15 protein-coding genes are annotated in these 14,058 nt (G+C 68.7%); 2 read left to right on the plus strand and 13 right to left on the minus strand.

Annotated elements, in window-relative coordinates; genetic code table 11:
- The 10 genes from VFF46_RS00775 to VFF46_RS00820 form a co-directional block, all read right to left on the minus strand.
- A partial coding sequence (locus tag VFF46_RS00775) for a Gfo/Idh/MocA family oxidoreductase (RefSeq protein WP_325035001.1) occupies positions 1–947 on the minus strand: 947 nt, incomplete at its 3' end.
- 158 nt (positions 948–1,105) lie between these two features.
- Positions 1,106–1,780 (minus strand): glycerophosphodiester phosphodiesterase, encoded by a 675-nt coding sequence (locus VFF46_RS00780; RefSeq protein ID WP_325035002.1) that lies wholly within the window; start codon positions 1,778–1,780, stop codon positions 1,106–1,108.
- 35 nt (positions 1,781–1,815) lie between these two features.
- A complete protein-coding gene (locus VFF46_RS00785; protein ID WP_325035003.1) occupies positions 1,816–2,835 on the minus strand; it encodes a 2-hydroxyacid dehydrogenase in 1,020 nt (339 codons plus the stop codon).
- Positions 2,835–4,292 (minus strand): FGGY family carbohydrate kinase, encoded by a 1,458-nt coding sequence (locus VFF46_RS00790; protein WP_325035004.1) that lies wholly within the window; start codon positions 4,290–4,292, stop codon positions 2,835–2,837. Before VFF46_RS00790 ends, VFF46_RS00785 begins: the two co-directional genes overlap by 1 nt.
- 11 nt (positions 4,293–4,303) lie before the next feature.
- On the minus strand, positions 4,304–5,104 hold the full coding sequence (locus tag VFF46_RS00795) for a DeoR/GlpR family DNA-binding transcription regulator (protein WP_325035005.1): 801 nt from the start codon (positions 5,102–5,104) through the stop codon (positions 4,304–4,306).
- On the minus strand, positions 5,101–5,718 hold the full coding sequence (locus VFF46_RS00800; RefSeq protein ID WP_325035006.1) for a histidine phosphatase family protein: 618 nt from the start codon (positions 5,716–5,718) through the stop codon (positions 5,101–5,103). Before VFF46_RS00800 ends, VFF46_RS00795 begins: the two co-directional genes overlap by 4 nt.
- The gene (locus tag VFF46_RS00805; protein WP_325035007.1) at positions 5,715–7,049 is read right to left on the minus strand and encodes an FGGY-family carbohydrate kinase; all 1,335 of its coding nucleotides are present in this window, start codon (positions 7,047–7,049) and stop codon (positions 5,715–5,717) included. The genes VFF46_RS00800 and VFF46_RS00805 overlap by 4 nt, the downstream gene beginning before the upstream one ends.
- Before the next feature lie 175 nt (positions 7,050–7,224).
- Complete coding sequence (locus tag VFF46_RS00810; RefSeq protein WP_325035008.1) at positions 7,225–7,458, minus strand: hypothetical protein; 234 nt, start codon at positions 7,456–7,458, stop codon at positions 7,225–7,227.
- Positions 7,459–7,739: 281 nt separating this feature from the next.
- Positions 7,740–8,393, minus strand: a complete 654-nt coding sequence (locus VFF46_RS00815) for an excalibur calcium-binding domain-containing protein (RefSeq protein ID WP_325035009.1) — start codon at positions 8,391–8,393, stop codon at positions 7,740–7,742.
- A 65-nt stretch (positions 8,394–8,458) separates the two neighbouring features.
- Positions 8,459–8,674, minus strand: coding sequence for a hypothetical protein (locus tag VFF46_RS00820; protein WP_325035010.1), 216 nt, complete (start codon positions 8,672–8,674; stop codon positions 8,459–8,461).
- Positions 8,675–8,819: 145 nt separating this feature from the next.
- Between VFF46_RS00820 and VFF46_RS00825 the strand changes: the two genes are divergently transcribed.
- The gene (locus tag VFF46_RS00825; RefSeq protein ID WP_325035011.1) at positions 8,820–9,074 is read left to right on the plus strand and encodes a hypothetical protein; all 255 of its coding nucleotides are present in this window, start codon (positions 8,820–8,822) and stop codon (positions 9,072–9,074) included.
- Positions 9,075–9,179: 105 nt separating this feature from the next.
- Positions 9,180–10,595, plus strand: coding sequence for a family 43 glycosylhydrolase (locus VFF46_RS00830; RefSeq protein WP_325035012.1), 1,416 nt, complete (start codon positions 9,180–9,182; stop codon positions 10,593–10,595).
- A 112-nt stretch (positions 10,596–10,707) separates the two neighbouring features.
- Here VFF46_RS00830 and VFF46_RS00835 read toward each other — a convergent pair whose 3' ends face one another.
- The 3 genes from VFF46_RS00835 to VFF46_RS00845 are packed head-to-tail and all read right to left on the minus strand — an operon-like array spanning position 10,708 to position 13,687.
- Positions 10,708–11,529, minus strand: coding sequence for a carbohydrate ABC transporter permease (locus VFF46_RS00835; RefSeq protein ID WP_325035013.1), 822 nt, complete (start codon positions 11,527–11,529; stop codon positions 10,708–10,710).
- Positions 11,526–12,404 carry a sugar ABC transporter permease gene (locus tag VFF46_RS00840; RefSeq protein ID WP_325035014.1) on the minus strand — a complete coding sequence of 293 codons (879 nt, stop codon included), beginning with the start codon at positions 12,402–12,404 and terminating at the stop codon, positions 11,526–11,528. Before VFF46_RS00840 ends, VFF46_RS00835 begins: the two co-directional genes overlap by 4 nt.
- Complete coding sequence (locus VFF46_RS00845) at positions 12,401–13,687, minus strand: ABC transporter substrate-binding protein (RefSeq protein WP_325035015.1); 1,287 nt, start codon at positions 13,685–13,687, stop codon at positions 12,401–12,403. The genes VFF46_RS00840 and VFF46_RS00845 overlap by 4 nt, the downstream gene beginning before the upstream one ends.
- Positions 13,688–14,058: the final 371 nt, after the last annotated feature.

Below are 14,058 nucleotides of genomic sequence, written 5' to 3' on the forward strand. Positions count from 1 at the left end.
CCGGAGCGGAACGCGTCCCGCAGCGCCGGGTCGACGTTCGCCAGGTCGGCGTCGTCACCGGTCGGCTTGGTCTCCATCAGGTGGCTGACGTCCTCGACGCCCTGCTTGTTCTGCCACAGCGTCGTGGTGGCGAGCTGCTCGAAGCTGCCCTCGGTGCCGAACACCCGCAGCCGGGACTCGCGGATGTGCGACGGGTACCCGACGCGGCGCATCTCGTTGGTCCGCATGATGCCGCCGTCGGCGAGCTTGAACAGGGCGGTCGCGTTCGAGAAGTCGTTGTCGAACTGGCTGATCTCCTTGTCGAAGACGCCGTCGCCGCGGTCGTCCTTGACACCGATCGCCGACACGTGGGTGGCGTGCTGACCGGTCACCGACAGAACGTTGCCGACGGCATGCGTCGGGTAGAGCAGCGGCGGGAAGGAGGCGGTCTTCTTCCAGTCGTCGCCGCCCGAGTACTGGTACGCCGCGTAGAACCCGAGGTCCATGTCGTGGACGTAGTCGCCCTCGGAGTAGAACACCCGGCCGAACGCGCCGTCGGCGAGCTTCTGCCGGCAGTACACCGAGGACGGGTAGTAGAAGCTGGTCTCGCCCATCATGTAGGTGAGCCCGGTCTCCTTCACGAGCTCGATGATCCGGGCGATCTGGTCCGCCTCGATCGCCATCGGGACCGTGGAGTACACGTGCTTCCCGGCCTCGAGCGCCTTGATCGCCATCTCGCCGTGCAGCCAGCGCTGCGTGAAGATCGCGACCGCGTCCAGGTCCGAGTCGAGCATCTCCTCGAACGACGCGTGCGTCGTCGTGATGCCCTGCTTGGCGGCGAGCTCCGCCGTCCGCTCGGGGATGACGTCGGTCAGCCGCACCTCGGACACGTCCGGGTGCGCCGACCACAACCGCAGGAACGAGGGCGCGAACTGGCCCGCTCCGACCACACCGATGCTGATTCCCATGCGGACTAGGCAATCACACATTTATGTTCCACGGAAGAACAAATTCACACGTTGGAACGTGTGACCTCCGACAACCCGCCTCCGGCGGCTGAGTGGGACTCACCCGTTGAAACGTGTCACCTCCGGCGTCCCCGCCTCCGGCGGGTTGTGGGGGTTTGTCAGGGGGTGTGGAGGAGGTGGGGGTTGTCGGTGGTGATGGCGTCTGCGGGGAGGGATTGGGCTTGGGTGAGGGTTTGGGGGTTGGGGACGGGCCAGGCGGCTACCTGGAGGCCGGCGGTGTGGAGGGCGGCGACTGTCTCGGGGGTGAGGCCCGAGATGGTGCACAGGGACCAGGTGGCGCCGGCGGAGCGGGTGCGGGTGATGAGCTCGGCGGCCGACGGGGTGTGGCCGAAGATGTGGCCGGTTTCGGCCTCGGGGAACAGGTCGCGGATCGCGAGCAGGAGGTCGGGCTGGAAGGACGTGACCAGCGTACGAGCAGCCAGCGCGGGGTCCGACCTCAACGACTGAGCGAGCAGCGGTACGGCGGCCTCGGCCTTCAGCTCCGCCTGGATCCGTACGTCGACGGCAGCGACCACCTCCGCCCACGTCGGGATCCGCTCACCCCGACCCGCGTCGAGGGCCCGCAGCTCGGCGAGGGTCAGCGCGGCGACCTCACCCGACCCGGACGTCGTACGGTCGACGGTCGGGTCGTGCATGACGACGAGCTCCCCGTCCGCGCTCACCCGCAGGTCGAGTTCGATCTCGTCGCAGCCGTCCGCGGCCGCTCGGCGGAACGATCGCAGCGTGTTCTCCGGTTCGGTCCCGAGCGCGCCCCGGTGGCCGGTGATGATCACAGCACCTCTCCTCGTACAGTCGGGCCCGCTCCCGTCTACACGTGTACCAGTCCGACCGGATCCTTGCCGGCCAGGAACGCAGCGACGGCGCTAGCCGCGATCGAGCCGGCGCGGTGCGCCGTCTGCCGCGTCGCTCCGGCCAGGTGCGGCGTCATCACGATGTTCGGCGCGGTCAGCAGCCGCGATCCTTCGGGCAGCGGCTCAGCGGGAAACACGTCGAACGCCGCAGCGCCCAACTGCCCCGACTCCAGCGCGTCGCCGGTCGCGTCGTAGTCGAGTAGACCACCGCGCGCGGTGTTCACCAGTACGGCGCCGCGCCGCATCACCGCAAGCTGTTCGGCGCCGATCATGCCGCGGGTCTGCTCGGTCAGCCTGGCATGCAGGCTGACCACGTCCGACCGGCGTAGCAACTCGTGTAGATCGACCAGCTCGATGCCGTCCGGCGCCTGCTCGACGTACGGGTCCGACACCAGGACGTGAGCACCGAAGGCCAGCATCACGCGGGCGACCCGTTGCCCGATCGCGCCGTACCCGATCAGCCCGACCGTCGACCCGTCGAGCTCGCTGCCGCATTCGTCGTACGCGTAGAGATCGGAGCGCCACTCGCCTTGCTCCAGGGTCCGCTGCAACCGCGGAAGGTTGCGCAAGGCACCCATCATCAACGCGACCGCGTGCTCGGCGGCCGCAACCGCATTCCGCCCCGGCGTCGCAGCAACCGCAATCCCCCGCTGCGCCGCCGCGGCGACATTCACGTTCACCGGCCCACCACGGCAGACGACCAGGTACCGCAGATCCGGCGCGGCGTCCAGCACACGTTCGGTGAACGGCCCCATCTGTGTCACGGCAAGCTCGACCCCGCCCAGCGCCTCGATCAGCTGGTCCTCCGCATCACTCGCCTCGTCTACCTCCGCGACCCGCCCGTACGGCGTCAACGGCCAGGGCAACGTGACCTCCCGAAAGTCGAACTCGACATCCGGGATCGCACGCAACGCAGCAGCGAGCAACTCGTTCCGTACAAAGTGGTCACCGGCCAGCAACGTCTTGACGGTTCTCATCAATCTCCTGTGAAGGTGGGTGCCGGGTCGGACCAGCGTGGGCGGGCTGACTCGATGCGGCGGAGGTAGTGGGCGTAGGCCTCGGCGTAGAACGCGGCGCGGGCCGGGTCCGGGTCGACCTGGCGGGTCTCCGCGATCCACTCTGGGCCGGCGCTGGCCGGATCGACCGCGCGGCGCGCGCAGATCACCGCGCCGCGGGCAGCGACCTGCTCCGCCTCTGCGGTGTGCAGGGGTGCGTTCAGTACGTCGGCGAGGATCTGGGTCCACTCGCTGCTGCGGGCGCCACCGCCGCACACCGTGACGCGACCGGTCCAGCCTGCCGCTTCGAGGCAGTGCCTGGCGGCGTACGCGATGCCCTCGCAGGTGGCGCGGACCAGGTCGGCCGTCGTCGTCGAGAGCGAGACGCCGTCGATCGAGCCGCGGGCGCGGGTGTCGACGAACGGAGCCCGCTCGCCCGCCTCCGACAGGTACGGCAGAACCGTCACGCCGGACGCGCCCGGTCGGCTGTCCGCGAGGAGCGCAGGCAATCGATCGATGGTGACCCCAACGAGTGCGAGCACGCGGTCGAGGGCCGCCGTACCGACCATCGCCGGCATCGCGCGCAGCCAGACACCGGGCGTCCAGGTACCGAGGAACAAGCCGGCAGGTTCGCCGTCGACGGGAAGCTCGCGCGTGACGACCTGGCAGGCCAACGTTGTACCGACGGTCAGCAAGGCGTCGCCCACCTCGGTCACACCGGCTCCAGCGGCCGCCGCCGGCAGGTCGTACGGCCCGGCGGAAACCCGTGTTCCGGCACGCATTCCGCACGCCCCGTCCCGCAGCTCCCCAACCGGCCCTTCGGCAACAACCGGCGCCAACAACCCCCGCACGTGGGCCAATCCCGTGGCAGCCAGCGCCTCCTCGTCGTACTCACCCGTCCTGGGATCAAGGAACGGCGCCGACGCATCGGAAACATCCGTCGCCCGTACGCCGGTCAACGCCTGCATCACCACGTCCTTGCAGTACGCCGCCGTACGGGCCGCCTCGACCACTGAGGGCTCCTCATCGAGCACGGCAGCGAGCAACGGCCCTGAAGCCCCAGGAAACATACGGTTTCCGGAGCGTCGGAACACGTGTTCCGCCACACCGTCCGCGGTCCACCGTTCGAGGATCGGGCTGCTTCGCGCGTCCAGCCAGGAGATCGCCGGGCGCACCGCAGTACCGGCGTCGTCGACCAGCCACAGGCCGTCGCCCTGTGCGGTGATCGCGAGTACGTCCGGGGAAGAGCCGACGGTCGCCGCGAGCTCCCGCAGTACCTCGTTGACCGAGGCAACTACTTCTTCCGTCTCGTGCTCGAATCGCCCGGTACTACGGTGCAAGAGCGTGGTCGGCCGGGATGCCTCGGCCAGCGGGCGCCCGTCGGCGCTGAACGCGACGGCCTTCGTGACGGTGGTGCCTACGTCGACGCCGACATCCATACGCTCCCCTCCTAAACTTCTGCGACCTCCACGGTCGCGCCGTGGTCGCGGAGTGCCTGGATCAGGTCCTTCGGGGTCTTCTCGTCGACGATCACGATGTCGAAGTCGGACAGCGGTGCGAGCCGGTGCAGGGCGGTGCGTTGCAGCTTGCCGTGGTCGACCATCAGTACCTTGGTCTTCGCCGAGCGCAGCATCGCGCGCTTCACCAGCACGATCTCCTCTTCCTGGTGGAACGCGTGCGTCGGCGACACCGCGGAGACCGAGCAGAACAGCAGGTCGGTGTGCAGCGCCTCGACCGCCTCCGCGCACGGCATCCCGCCGAACGAGTCGTGGGTCACGGAGTAGATCCCGCCGAGCGCGAGCAGCGTGATGTCCCGCAACTGCGTGAGCTTGGTGATGGCCGGCAGGAAGTTCGTTGCCACGGTCAACGGTGTGATGTCCTCGAACAGGTCCACCAGCGCCAGCGCGCTGGTCGAGTCGTCGAGCATCACCGACATCCCCGGCTCGATCATCGTCCGCGCGTGCCGGGCGATCGCGAGCTTCTCCGCGTGCGCGGTGTTCAGCCGGTACGCGACGTTGCTCTCGAAGACGCTGGTCGGCTGCGCACTGACACCACCGCGGTACTTGCGGACCACACCCTGCCGCTCGAGCTCGTCCAGGTCACGGTGCACGGTCATCACGCTCACGCCGAACGCCTCGACCAGGTCGTTCGCCGACACCGAGCCGTGCTTCACGACGTACGCCGCGATCTCGGCCTGCCGGCGCGCTGGCCGGCTCAGCTCGGCGGTGTCGCCGTCGACATCCGATGTCATGCCAGGGTCTCCAAACGTAGAGGAGGAACGTTGTACGCCTCGAGACCCACTGTGCCGTCCTGCCACCGGAAACGCACCAGCGCCGCGGGACCGAGCGCAGGTAGCAGTCTGCGGTAGTCGTTCAGCCGCAGGCCCAGCACCCTGCAGACGAGCAGCCGGAGGAGCGTGTTGTGCGCGACGGCGAACACTTTCTGGCCCTGGTGCCGGCGCCCGATCTCGTCGAAGACCTCGCGGACCCGGTCGGCCGCCGCGACCGGGTCCTCACCGCCCGGAAAGTGGTCCCGCACCGGATCGAGCTCGAACGCCTTGCCGACCGCAGGCGGCAGCTCGCGGAGCATCTTCCCTTCGGCGGAGCCGAAGTCGACCTCGCGCAACCGGGCGTCGAGGGTCGGCTGCAGGTTCAAGGCCTCCGCAATCGGCGCGATGGTCTGCCGCGCCCGCAGCATCGGCGAGCACCACAGCGCGTCCGGCGCGAAGTCGAGCGCCCAGGCCTTGAGCAGTTGCGCCTGCTGTACGCCGACCTCGTCGATCGGGAGGTCCGTGGAACCGGTATAGCGGTTGCCGTGGTGCCATTCGGTCCGCCCGTGACGGGCCAGCACGATCGTCGTCCTCATCCCCGGTACCCCCGGCGGTCGAGCTCCGCGACGAACTCGCCGTACAGCTCGTCGAGCCGTCCCCCGCGCGGCTCGAGCACCCGGTCGACGCGGACCATCCGCCGGGCCGTGCCTGTCAGGTCCTCGCCACCAGACGCGGCGAGCACGGCCATGCCGTACGCCGGGTCCGGGACGGCCGGAAGCTCCACCGGTACGCCGAGGACGTCGGCGCGCAACTGGTTCCAGTACCCGCTCCGCGTGCCGCCGCCGGTGAGCGAGACCGAACGGACCGGGTCCGCGCCGAGCGCCTGCAGGTGCTCGAACGCGAGCCGCTCGACGAACGCGACTCCTTGGAGCACGGCTGTATACGTATGCACCGCGTCCGGCGTACTACCAAGCGTGAACCGCTCGGCCTGCGGCGCCACGAATGGGAACCGCTCACCGGTCTTGGTGAGCGGGTAGGTAACAGCGCCGATCGGGTACGCCGCGTGGTCCAGGGCGTCGAGGTCGGCACCGGGCAGGAGTTCGGCGAGGACGCCGGCGCCGGAACTGGACGCGCCGCCGGGGAGCCAGCCGCCGTCGGGATGACGGTGACTGTAGACCGCGCCGGTGGGGTCCGCGATCAGGTCGGCGCTGACGCCTTTGATGACCAGCGTCGTGCCGAGGACCGAGTTCCAGGCGCCGGGGGCGAGGGCGCCGGCGGCGATCTGGGCGGCGCAGCCGTCGGTCATTCCCGCGTAGACCGGGATGCCGTCGGGGGTGCGGCCGAGCTCGGTGCCAGGGCGGACGACCTCAGGGAAGGCCTCGAGCGGCAGGCCGAGTTTGCCGAACGCGGCCGTCGGCCAGGAGTCGGCGACCAGGTCGAAGCCGGTCTTGAGCGCGTGGCTGGTGTCGGTCGCAACCGGGTGGCCGACGAGATGGGCCGCGACGAAGTCCGCGCTGTGCGCGACGCGGCGGCCGGTGAGGTCCAGGTCGAGGATCTTCGGCAACGCCCAGGTCGGTTGCATGCTGGTCGCCCAGCGGTCCGGGTCGGCGTCGACGATCTGCGCGCGGCGGGCGGACGCGCGGGCGTCGTCGTACATCAGGGCCGGGGTGACCGGTCGGCCGGAGCGGTCGGTGAGGAGGAAGGTGCCGGAGGTGGAGCAGACGGCGATACCGTCGACGTCGCGGGTGCCGACCTCGGCGAGGACCGCGTCGACGGCGGTCAGCCACTCGTGCGGATCCTGCTCGTGCCGGGCGCCGTCGCGGTGGCTGATGAGCGGTTGCGCCGCCCGGGACAGCACCTGCCCCTTGGCATCGGCCAGGACGGCCCGCACACTTTGCGTGCCGAGGTCCAGCCCGATCCAGCCCACGTACGGCCTCCAGAATGAGTGTTATCAGCGCTGGTAACATAACACCAGATCGCGATAAGAGTGCGCCAGTCCCCTGGCCGAAGGCGGACACAAGTCGGCCCCCGGACGCCGAAGCGCGCGGGAGCCGAGGTGCTTGGGAACCGAGCTGCTTGGGAGCCGAGATTCCTGTGGGCGGTCAGGAATGCATCAGGAGCAGGCCCGGGTCGACGGTGGCGAGCTCGAGGCGGCCGGCGTCGACGGCGCCGTACGCACCGATGGGGCCGCTGCTGTGCCGGCCGTTGCGGTTCAGCCAGAATCGCCAGCCCTTCGGGGCGGCGGGCCAGGCCGGGTCCGGTTGCCAGCCGACCGGTGGGCGCCAGCCGTCGGTCGGCGGCTCGGGCCAGTCGGGCGGTGAGTTGAACTTGTGCACGAGCGGGTCCCTCCGAATGGTCAGCGATCCGCTGCCGTTGGTCCATACCTGCCGGATCAACGACCCGACGCACCGGATGTCACGGACAAATCTTCGTAAAGTTTCATCCGGCGCGCGGACTCATCTCACCATCGGAGCAACCGCTCGGCAACCGTTCTCTCACCTAGCGGACTGCACGTGCATCGGCACCGGCTATCCACAGGTTGCGGGACAGTTGTGCACAGCAATCACCTAGCTATCCACAGCTTGCGGTAGTTATCCACAGCCTGTGTTGCCGTTGGCTACGTTTCGCAGGCCACACCGTCCCCGTCACGGTCGAGATGCGCAGCGTAACCAGGCTGGCCGCGATACAGCGGCGCCTTACCTGCCGCGCGGACGGCCGCACAGTTCTTGTAGTACACGCTCTGCGTCGCCGGATCGCTCGTCTTCGTGGGCGCGGACGTGGTGCGGGTACCTTGCGCGAGCGGCACGGGCGCCGTGGTGCGGGTAGTGCGCGTGGTCGTCGGCCGAGATGTCACGGTAGGTGCCGGTGGCGGCGGCGTGACTGTTGCCGTCGGCCCCGGAACGGTCTCGGTGACGGTCGGCCCTGCCGCGGTGACGGTCGGCCCGGGCACCGTGACAGTCGGCCCCGCCGCCGTGACCGTCGGCCGTGGCGTCCCCGCGCCGGTCGCCGGAGCGTCGCTGTTACCGGTGATCGCCGTCAGCAGGACGATGAACGCAGCTGCACCCGCGCCCCAGCCTGCGATCAGCTTCGCCGGTGATTCCGCGCCGTACCGCCCGCGCGGTCCCCGCGCCCGCGTACCCCGAGCGGTGAGCCAGAAGGCCCAGCCGGCCGGCGCCGCCGGCCACGATGCGTCCGGCTTCCAGCCGGGTGGTGGTTGCCAGTCCGGGGTCGGCGGTGCCGGCCAGTCGGGTGGCGAGTTGAAAGTTGCCATGGTGAGTTCCCCCCTCGGGGGTTACATCCAGTGACGGTGGCGCTGTGTTACAGGGCGAACTCGGGCTAGGCGACCTGTGTGCAGGTTTCGCTGATCCGGCAGGGCGTGGAGGCGGCCGCGGTGAGGGCGGCGAGTTGGGAGCAGGCGAGCGTGATCGCCTCGGCCTGGGTGCGGCAGTCGGCGTACCAGAACGGGTCGTCCGGCTGCCGGTCCTCGGCGTCGTCGATGTCGGCGTACCAGCAGTCGTGCCGGTAGTGCACGACCCGCACCTTGAGCTTCATGCCCGGTAGGACGCCACCTCACGGACCGCGGTTCCTGCCTTCGACGCAGGTCGAAAGGGTCCGAACGCAGGAACCACGTGACCTGGCGTCTCGTCACAATCGTCGCGTCAGTTCAACCGGCCACGACGAGAGCGGAGCCAGCAGGATGTTCGAGAAGCGCGCGGTGCGTAAGGCGACTGAGCAACTCAACGCGGCCGACAGGCGGCAACGGGACACGGAGGACAACGGCAGGGCAACGCGGGCCGCGTTCCACGGGACCGCAGCGGGCAGAGACGCCGTCAAGTCGAGTGTGCGGGCCGACAAGGACGCCAAGAAAGAGGTCAAGAGGGCCGAGAAGAAGCTCGGCGCGGCGGAGCGGAGGTTGGCCCAGAAGAACGAGCGGAAGGGGCGCACGAGATAGCCCTGGGAGCCGTTCGATTCTCGTCTGAACGGTTTACAACGTTAGAAGCACCCGGTACAACCGAGAGCGAGACCGGTCCGCCCCCAGGTTTCGAGAGGTGTACTCATGAGACTGCTTCGCGTTGCACTGGCCGCCTTGTTGCTGATCGGCGTTCTCGCGCCGACCGCACCGGCCGCCGAGATCCAGGAGAAGGCAGTGACCTCCCAGCTGACGTCGCAGACGTTCCGGAACCCGGTGAACCCGTCGGCGGATCCGTCGATGATGTTCTACAACGGCAAGTACTACGTCGCGACCACCCGCGGCGACCGGATCGGGATCTGGTCGTCGCCAAGCGTCGCCACCTTGCTCGTCCAGCCCGAGCAGGTGGTCTGGCGGGACTCCGACACCAGCCGGAACACGCAGATGTGGGCCCCGGCGTTCCGGCACGTCGGCGGCCGCTGGTACATCTACTACACGGCCTCCGACGGCGTGGACGCCAACCACCGGATGTACGTGCTCGAGTCGGCCGGCGACGACCCGCTCGGGCCGTACTCGTTCAAGGCGAAGATCGCCGACTTCGGCGAGTACGCGATCGACGGCGAACCGTTCACGATCAACGGCCAGCAGTACTTCGTCTGGACCGGCCCGGGCCGCGGCCAGGGCGGGCCGGCGCAGCTGTACATCGTCCGGATGAGCAACCCGTGGACGTCGACCGGCAACCGGGTCGCGATCCCGGCCGACGGCGGGTGCAGCGAAGTACGCGAGGGTCCGACCCCGCTGTACGGCGCGACGCGCACGTTCCTGACGTACTCGACCTGCGACACCGGCAAGCCGGACTACCAGCTGTGGATGAAGAGCATCGCGAACGGCGCCGATCCGATGGTCGCGTCGAACTGGGTGCAGCACGCCGGCCCGATCTTCTCCCGCAACGACGACACCGGCGTCTGGGGCCCCGGGCACCACTCGTTCTTCAAGTCGCCGGACGGCACCGAGGACTGGATCGCGTACCACGGCAAGAACACCAGCGTGTATACGTATTCATTCCGCACCACGCGCGTCCAGAAGATCACCTGGAACGCGGACGGTACGCCGAACCTCGGCCGCCCGCTGGCCGCCGGTGCGACGCAGAACCTGCCGTCCGGTGACCCGGGCTCCTCGAACTACTGGATCAACGACACCGACGCCGCGGTCGCCTACACGGGCGCCTGGAGCTCCGGATCCGGCTGCGGCAACCAGTGCTTCTGGGGCAACGACCACTGGAGCTGGGAGCCGAACGCGACCGCCACGATCAGCTTCACCGGCACCCGCGTGGCCCTGCTGAGCGTCGCCGACACCGGCAACGGCATCGCCGCGATCTCGGTCGACGGTGGCCCGGAGCAACGCGTCGACTACTACAGCTCGATCCGCGTCGGCGAGCAGCTGATGTACATCAGCCCCACGCTGCCGTCCGGCCCGCACACGGTCCGTGTCCGCGTCACCGGCGACAAGAACCCGGCCTCCACCAGCGCAGTTATCAGTCTGGACCGCATCGAGGTCTACTGACGGACGCTCAAGGTGCGCCGTACGGCGTCGACGGAACCCTCCCAGTGTGCTCCATCGACGCCACGGCGCACCTGCTCGTGTATCGGGCCTGGGAGGGTCGGTGTTACATCGATCAGCCCTTGAGTCCGGAGGCGAAGCCGCGGATGACGTAGCGCTGGAGGAACAGGAACAGCAGCAGGATCGGGAGCGCGGCCAGGATCAGGCCCGCCGCGACCAGGCCGTAGTTCGAGGTGTACTGGTTGACGAAGGCAAACACCCGGACCGGGACCGTCTCGTGGCCGGAGCCGCCCAGGTAGAGCAGCGGCGTGAAGAAGTCGTTCCAGATCTGGACCGCGTTCAGGATCAGTACGGTGCCGGTGATCGGGCGCAGCAGGGGGAAGATCACGTGCATGAACGCCTGCAGATGTGACGCTCCGTCGATCAGTGCTGCGTTCGTGTAGTCAGCCGGCAGCGAGCGGATGAAGCCGGTGTAGAGGAAGACCGTGAACGGCAGCTGGATCCCGGTATAGAACAGGATCATCCCCTGGTACGTCCCGAGCAGCCCGAGGTCGTCAACCAGCTTGTACAGCGGGATCATCCCGAGCTGGAACGGCAGGATGATCCCGACCAGGAACAGGATGTAGAGCCCGTAGCTCAAGCGGGTCGCCGTACGGGCCAGGAAGTACGCCGCGAGCGAGCCGGCCGCGATCAGCAGTACCACGCTCGCGACCGTGATCAGGGTGCTGTTCAGCAACGCCGATCCGAGGCCCGCCTCACGCCACGCCTCGCCGAAACTGCCGGCGCTCGGCGGCGACGGCAGCCCGAGCGGCTTGTTCGCGATCTGCTGCGGGTCCTTGAACGCCAGCGTCACCAGGACGTACACCGGGAACAGGAACGCGATCGCGACCACGATCATCACGGCCTCGAGCAGGAACGTCCGTGGGAGGTACTTCATGCCGTCGTCTCCCTCGACCTCAGGTACCCGATCTGCAGGAACGTCACGGCCGCGACGAAGATCGCCAGCACCAGCGCGACCGCCGTGCTGTAGCCGAACTTCCCGTAGACGAAGGCCTGCTTGTACAGCACCGTCGACAACGTGTCGGTCGCGTACCCGGGTCCGCCGTTCGTCATCGCGATGATCTGCGTAAACAACGTCAGCCCGCCGACCGTCGACAGCATCACGTTGATCGTCACGGCCGGGGCGAGCAGCGGCCAGGTGATGTGCCGGAACCGCGCGACCGTACCGGCGCCGTCGACCATCGCCGACTCGTGCAACTCCGCCGGTACGCCTTCCAGCCCGGCCAGGAAGATCACCATCGAGTACCCGGCGCACTGCCAGATCACCGTGAACGCGACCGACCAGAGCGCGAGCGACGGGTTCCCCAGCCAGTCCTGCCGCAGCCCGCCGAGCCCGACCGCACCGAGCGCGGCGTTCAGCCCCGCGTCCGGCGCCGGGTTGTAGACGAACTTCCACAGGAACGACACCATCACCGGACTCACCACGACCGGGGCGAAGAACACCAGCCTGAGGACCATCCGGCTCCGGATCCGGGTGTGTACGCCGAGCGCCAGCAGCAGGCCGATCCCGTTCTGGACCACGACGATCGCGACCGTCAGCAGCAACGTGTTCCGCAACGCGCCGAGCGCCTGGTCGTCCTGGAACAGCTGCTTGAAGTTGGCCACCCCAACGAACGACTTCGCACTCCCCACCCCCGACCAGTCCGTGAACGCCGACCCCGCCCCGGCGATACTCGGGTACAGGACGACAAGTGCGTACACCAGCACGGCCGGCACCGCGAACCACCACGGCGGGGCGATACGTCCTCTCATGCGCCCTTCTTGTACGCGTCGTCCATCTTCTTGAGTGCGTCCTGCACCGTGGTCTTTCCGCCGAGGAGTTGCTGGACCACGGCGAAGTGCGTTGGTTGTACTTCGGCGTTCGGCCAGCGCTGGTCCATGAACGGGACGGCCTTGTTCGCCTTCAGGAGCGGGAGGAACGACGTCAGCGCCGGGTCGACCTTCGCGTCGCCGTACAGCGGGACGCAGGAGACGGCCTCGGCCCAGGCGTTCAGGTTCTCCTGCTGGCCGCAGTACTCCAGGAAGCTCTTCGCCTGGTCCGCCTTCTTGCTCTTCGCGCTGACCGCGATGCCGACCACCACGCCGGCCGGGATCCAGTTGTCGGCGGCAACATCCGTCGACGGGAACGGGAACATCGACAGGTCGTCCGGCGTCTTCGTCGCGGCCCGGAACGCCGACAGTACGGCGGACACCTGGACCGCCATCGCGGCCTTGCCGGTGGCAACCATCGCGGTCGCCTGTTCGTACGTCGTACCGTTCGGGTTGTCGTTGAAGTACCCCTTCTTCTGCAGTTCGAGGTACTTGTTCATCGCGTCGACCCAGCCGGAGTCCGCGAACGACGCCTGCCCGGCGCTCATCTTGTCGTCGAAGTCCGGCGTCTTCGCGTAGACCGTGCCGGGGACCAGCGCGTACGGGATCAGCTGGGTGATCCACGGGGTCTGCGCGCCGAGGGCGATCGGTACGATGCCCTTCTTCTTGAGCTTGTCGCAGACCGCGAGCAGTTCGGACCACGTGGTCGGCGGCTCGACGCCCGCGGTCGCGAACGCCTTCTTGTTGTAGATCGCGCCGAGCATGCTGGAGCCGGGCGAGAAGATGTACGTCTTGCCGTCGTTCTGGAACGCGCCCTTGAACCCGGCCGGCACCTTCTGCGTCCACGACTGGCTGCTGAGGTCCGCGAGCAGCCCGGCCTTGCTCAGCTGCACCATCGACATCGCGCTGCCGCTGCCGGGGTAGACCACGTGGACGTCGGGCGCATTGCCGCCGCCGAGCTGGGTACGGAGCGCGGTCTGCACCTGGTCCGCCGGGGCGAACGAGAGGTTGAAGTCGAAGCCGGAGTGCGCCGTCTTGTACGAGTCGAGCACCTTGCGGAGGCCCGGCTCCTGGTCACCGACGCCGATCACCTTCAGCGTGCCGCCGGACGACGTACCGCCGCTGCCGCCGCATGCCGTCAGCGCACCGCCGAGCGCGGTCGCGACGGTGGCACCGCCGGCCAACTGCAGGAGCCGCCTTCGGCTGACGGACCGATCGAGTGCCATGGTTCCTCCTGAGCGCCGACTTATCGGCCAGGGATGTGAAGTAACCGTCGGATGATGTTACTTTTGTCACGCGGGACGCTACGGACGGCCCGGGAAGGTGTCAAGACCTCGTTGAAAGGATTCAGTCGATACCGGTGTGAAAACGACTGCGGCGAGGGCCGCGGGAGTTTGGGCCGGTGCCTCGGTCGCCTGAGAAGATGGGCTACGTGCCCGTGACCGCCTTCCCGCCTCCGGCCGGTACGACCTCCGTCGCGCCGCGGCCCGGCTCCTCGGTCACGTCTTCCCGGCCCTGGTCTCGCGTCACGTCGCCCCGGCCCGGTGGCCGCGTCACGTCTCCTCGGACCATGCCGACGCGTGGAGCGGTGCGAGCG

It is taken from the genome of Kribbella sp., from assembly GCF_035655035.1.
GTDB lineage: Bacteria > Actinomycetota > Actinomycetes > Propionibacteriales > Kribbellaceae > Kribbella.

Excerpts from the sequence above, each read along its gene's own strand:
- VFF46_RS00785 (WP_325035003.1), bottom strand. The coding sequence starts at position 2,835 with ATGAGAACCGTCAAGACGTTGCTGGCCGGTGACCACTTTGTACGGAAC.
- VFF46_RS00790 (WP_325035004.1), bottom strand. The coding sequence starts at position 4,292 with ATGGATGTCGGCGTCGACGTAGGCACCACCGTCACGAAGGCCGTCGCG.
- VFF46_RS00795 (WP_325035005.1), bottom strand. The coding sequence starts at position 5,104 with ATGACATCGGATGTCGACGGCGACACCGCCGAGCTGAGCCGGCCAGCG.
- VFF46_RS00800 (WP_325035006.1), bottom strand. The coding sequence starts at position 5,718 with ATGAGGACGACGATCGTGCTGGCCCGTCACGGGCGGACCGAATGGCAC.
- VFF46_RS00815 (WP_325035009.1), bottom strand. The coding sequence starts at position 8,393 with ATGGCAACTTTCAACTCGCCACCCGACTGGCCGGCACCGCCGACCCCG.
- VFF46_RS00820 (WP_325035010.1), bottom strand. The coding sequence starts at position 8,674 with ATGAAGCTCAAGGTGCGGGTCGTGCACTACCGGCACGACTGCTGGTAC.
- VFF46_RS00825 (WP_325035011.1), top strand. The coding sequence starts at position 8,820 with ATGTTCGAGAAGCGCGCGGTGCGTAAGGCGACTGAGCAACTCAACGCG.
- VFF46_RS00830 (WP_325035012.1), top strand. The coding sequence starts at position 9,180 with ATGAGACTGCTTCGCGTTGCACTGGCCGCCTTGTTGCTGATCGGCGTT.
- VFF46_RS00835 (WP_325035013.1), bottom strand. The coding sequence starts at position 11,529 with ATGAAGTACCTCCCACGGACGTTCCTGCTCGAGGCCGTGATGATCGTG.
- VFF46_RS00840 (WP_325035014.1), bottom strand. The coding sequence starts at position 12,404 with ATGAGAGGACGTATCGCCCCGCCGTGGTGGTTCGCGGTGCCGGCCGTG.
- VFF46_RS00845 (WP_325035015.1), bottom strand. The coding sequence starts at position 13,687 with ATGGCACTCGATCGGTCCGTCAGCCGAAGGCGGCTCCTGCAGTTGGCC.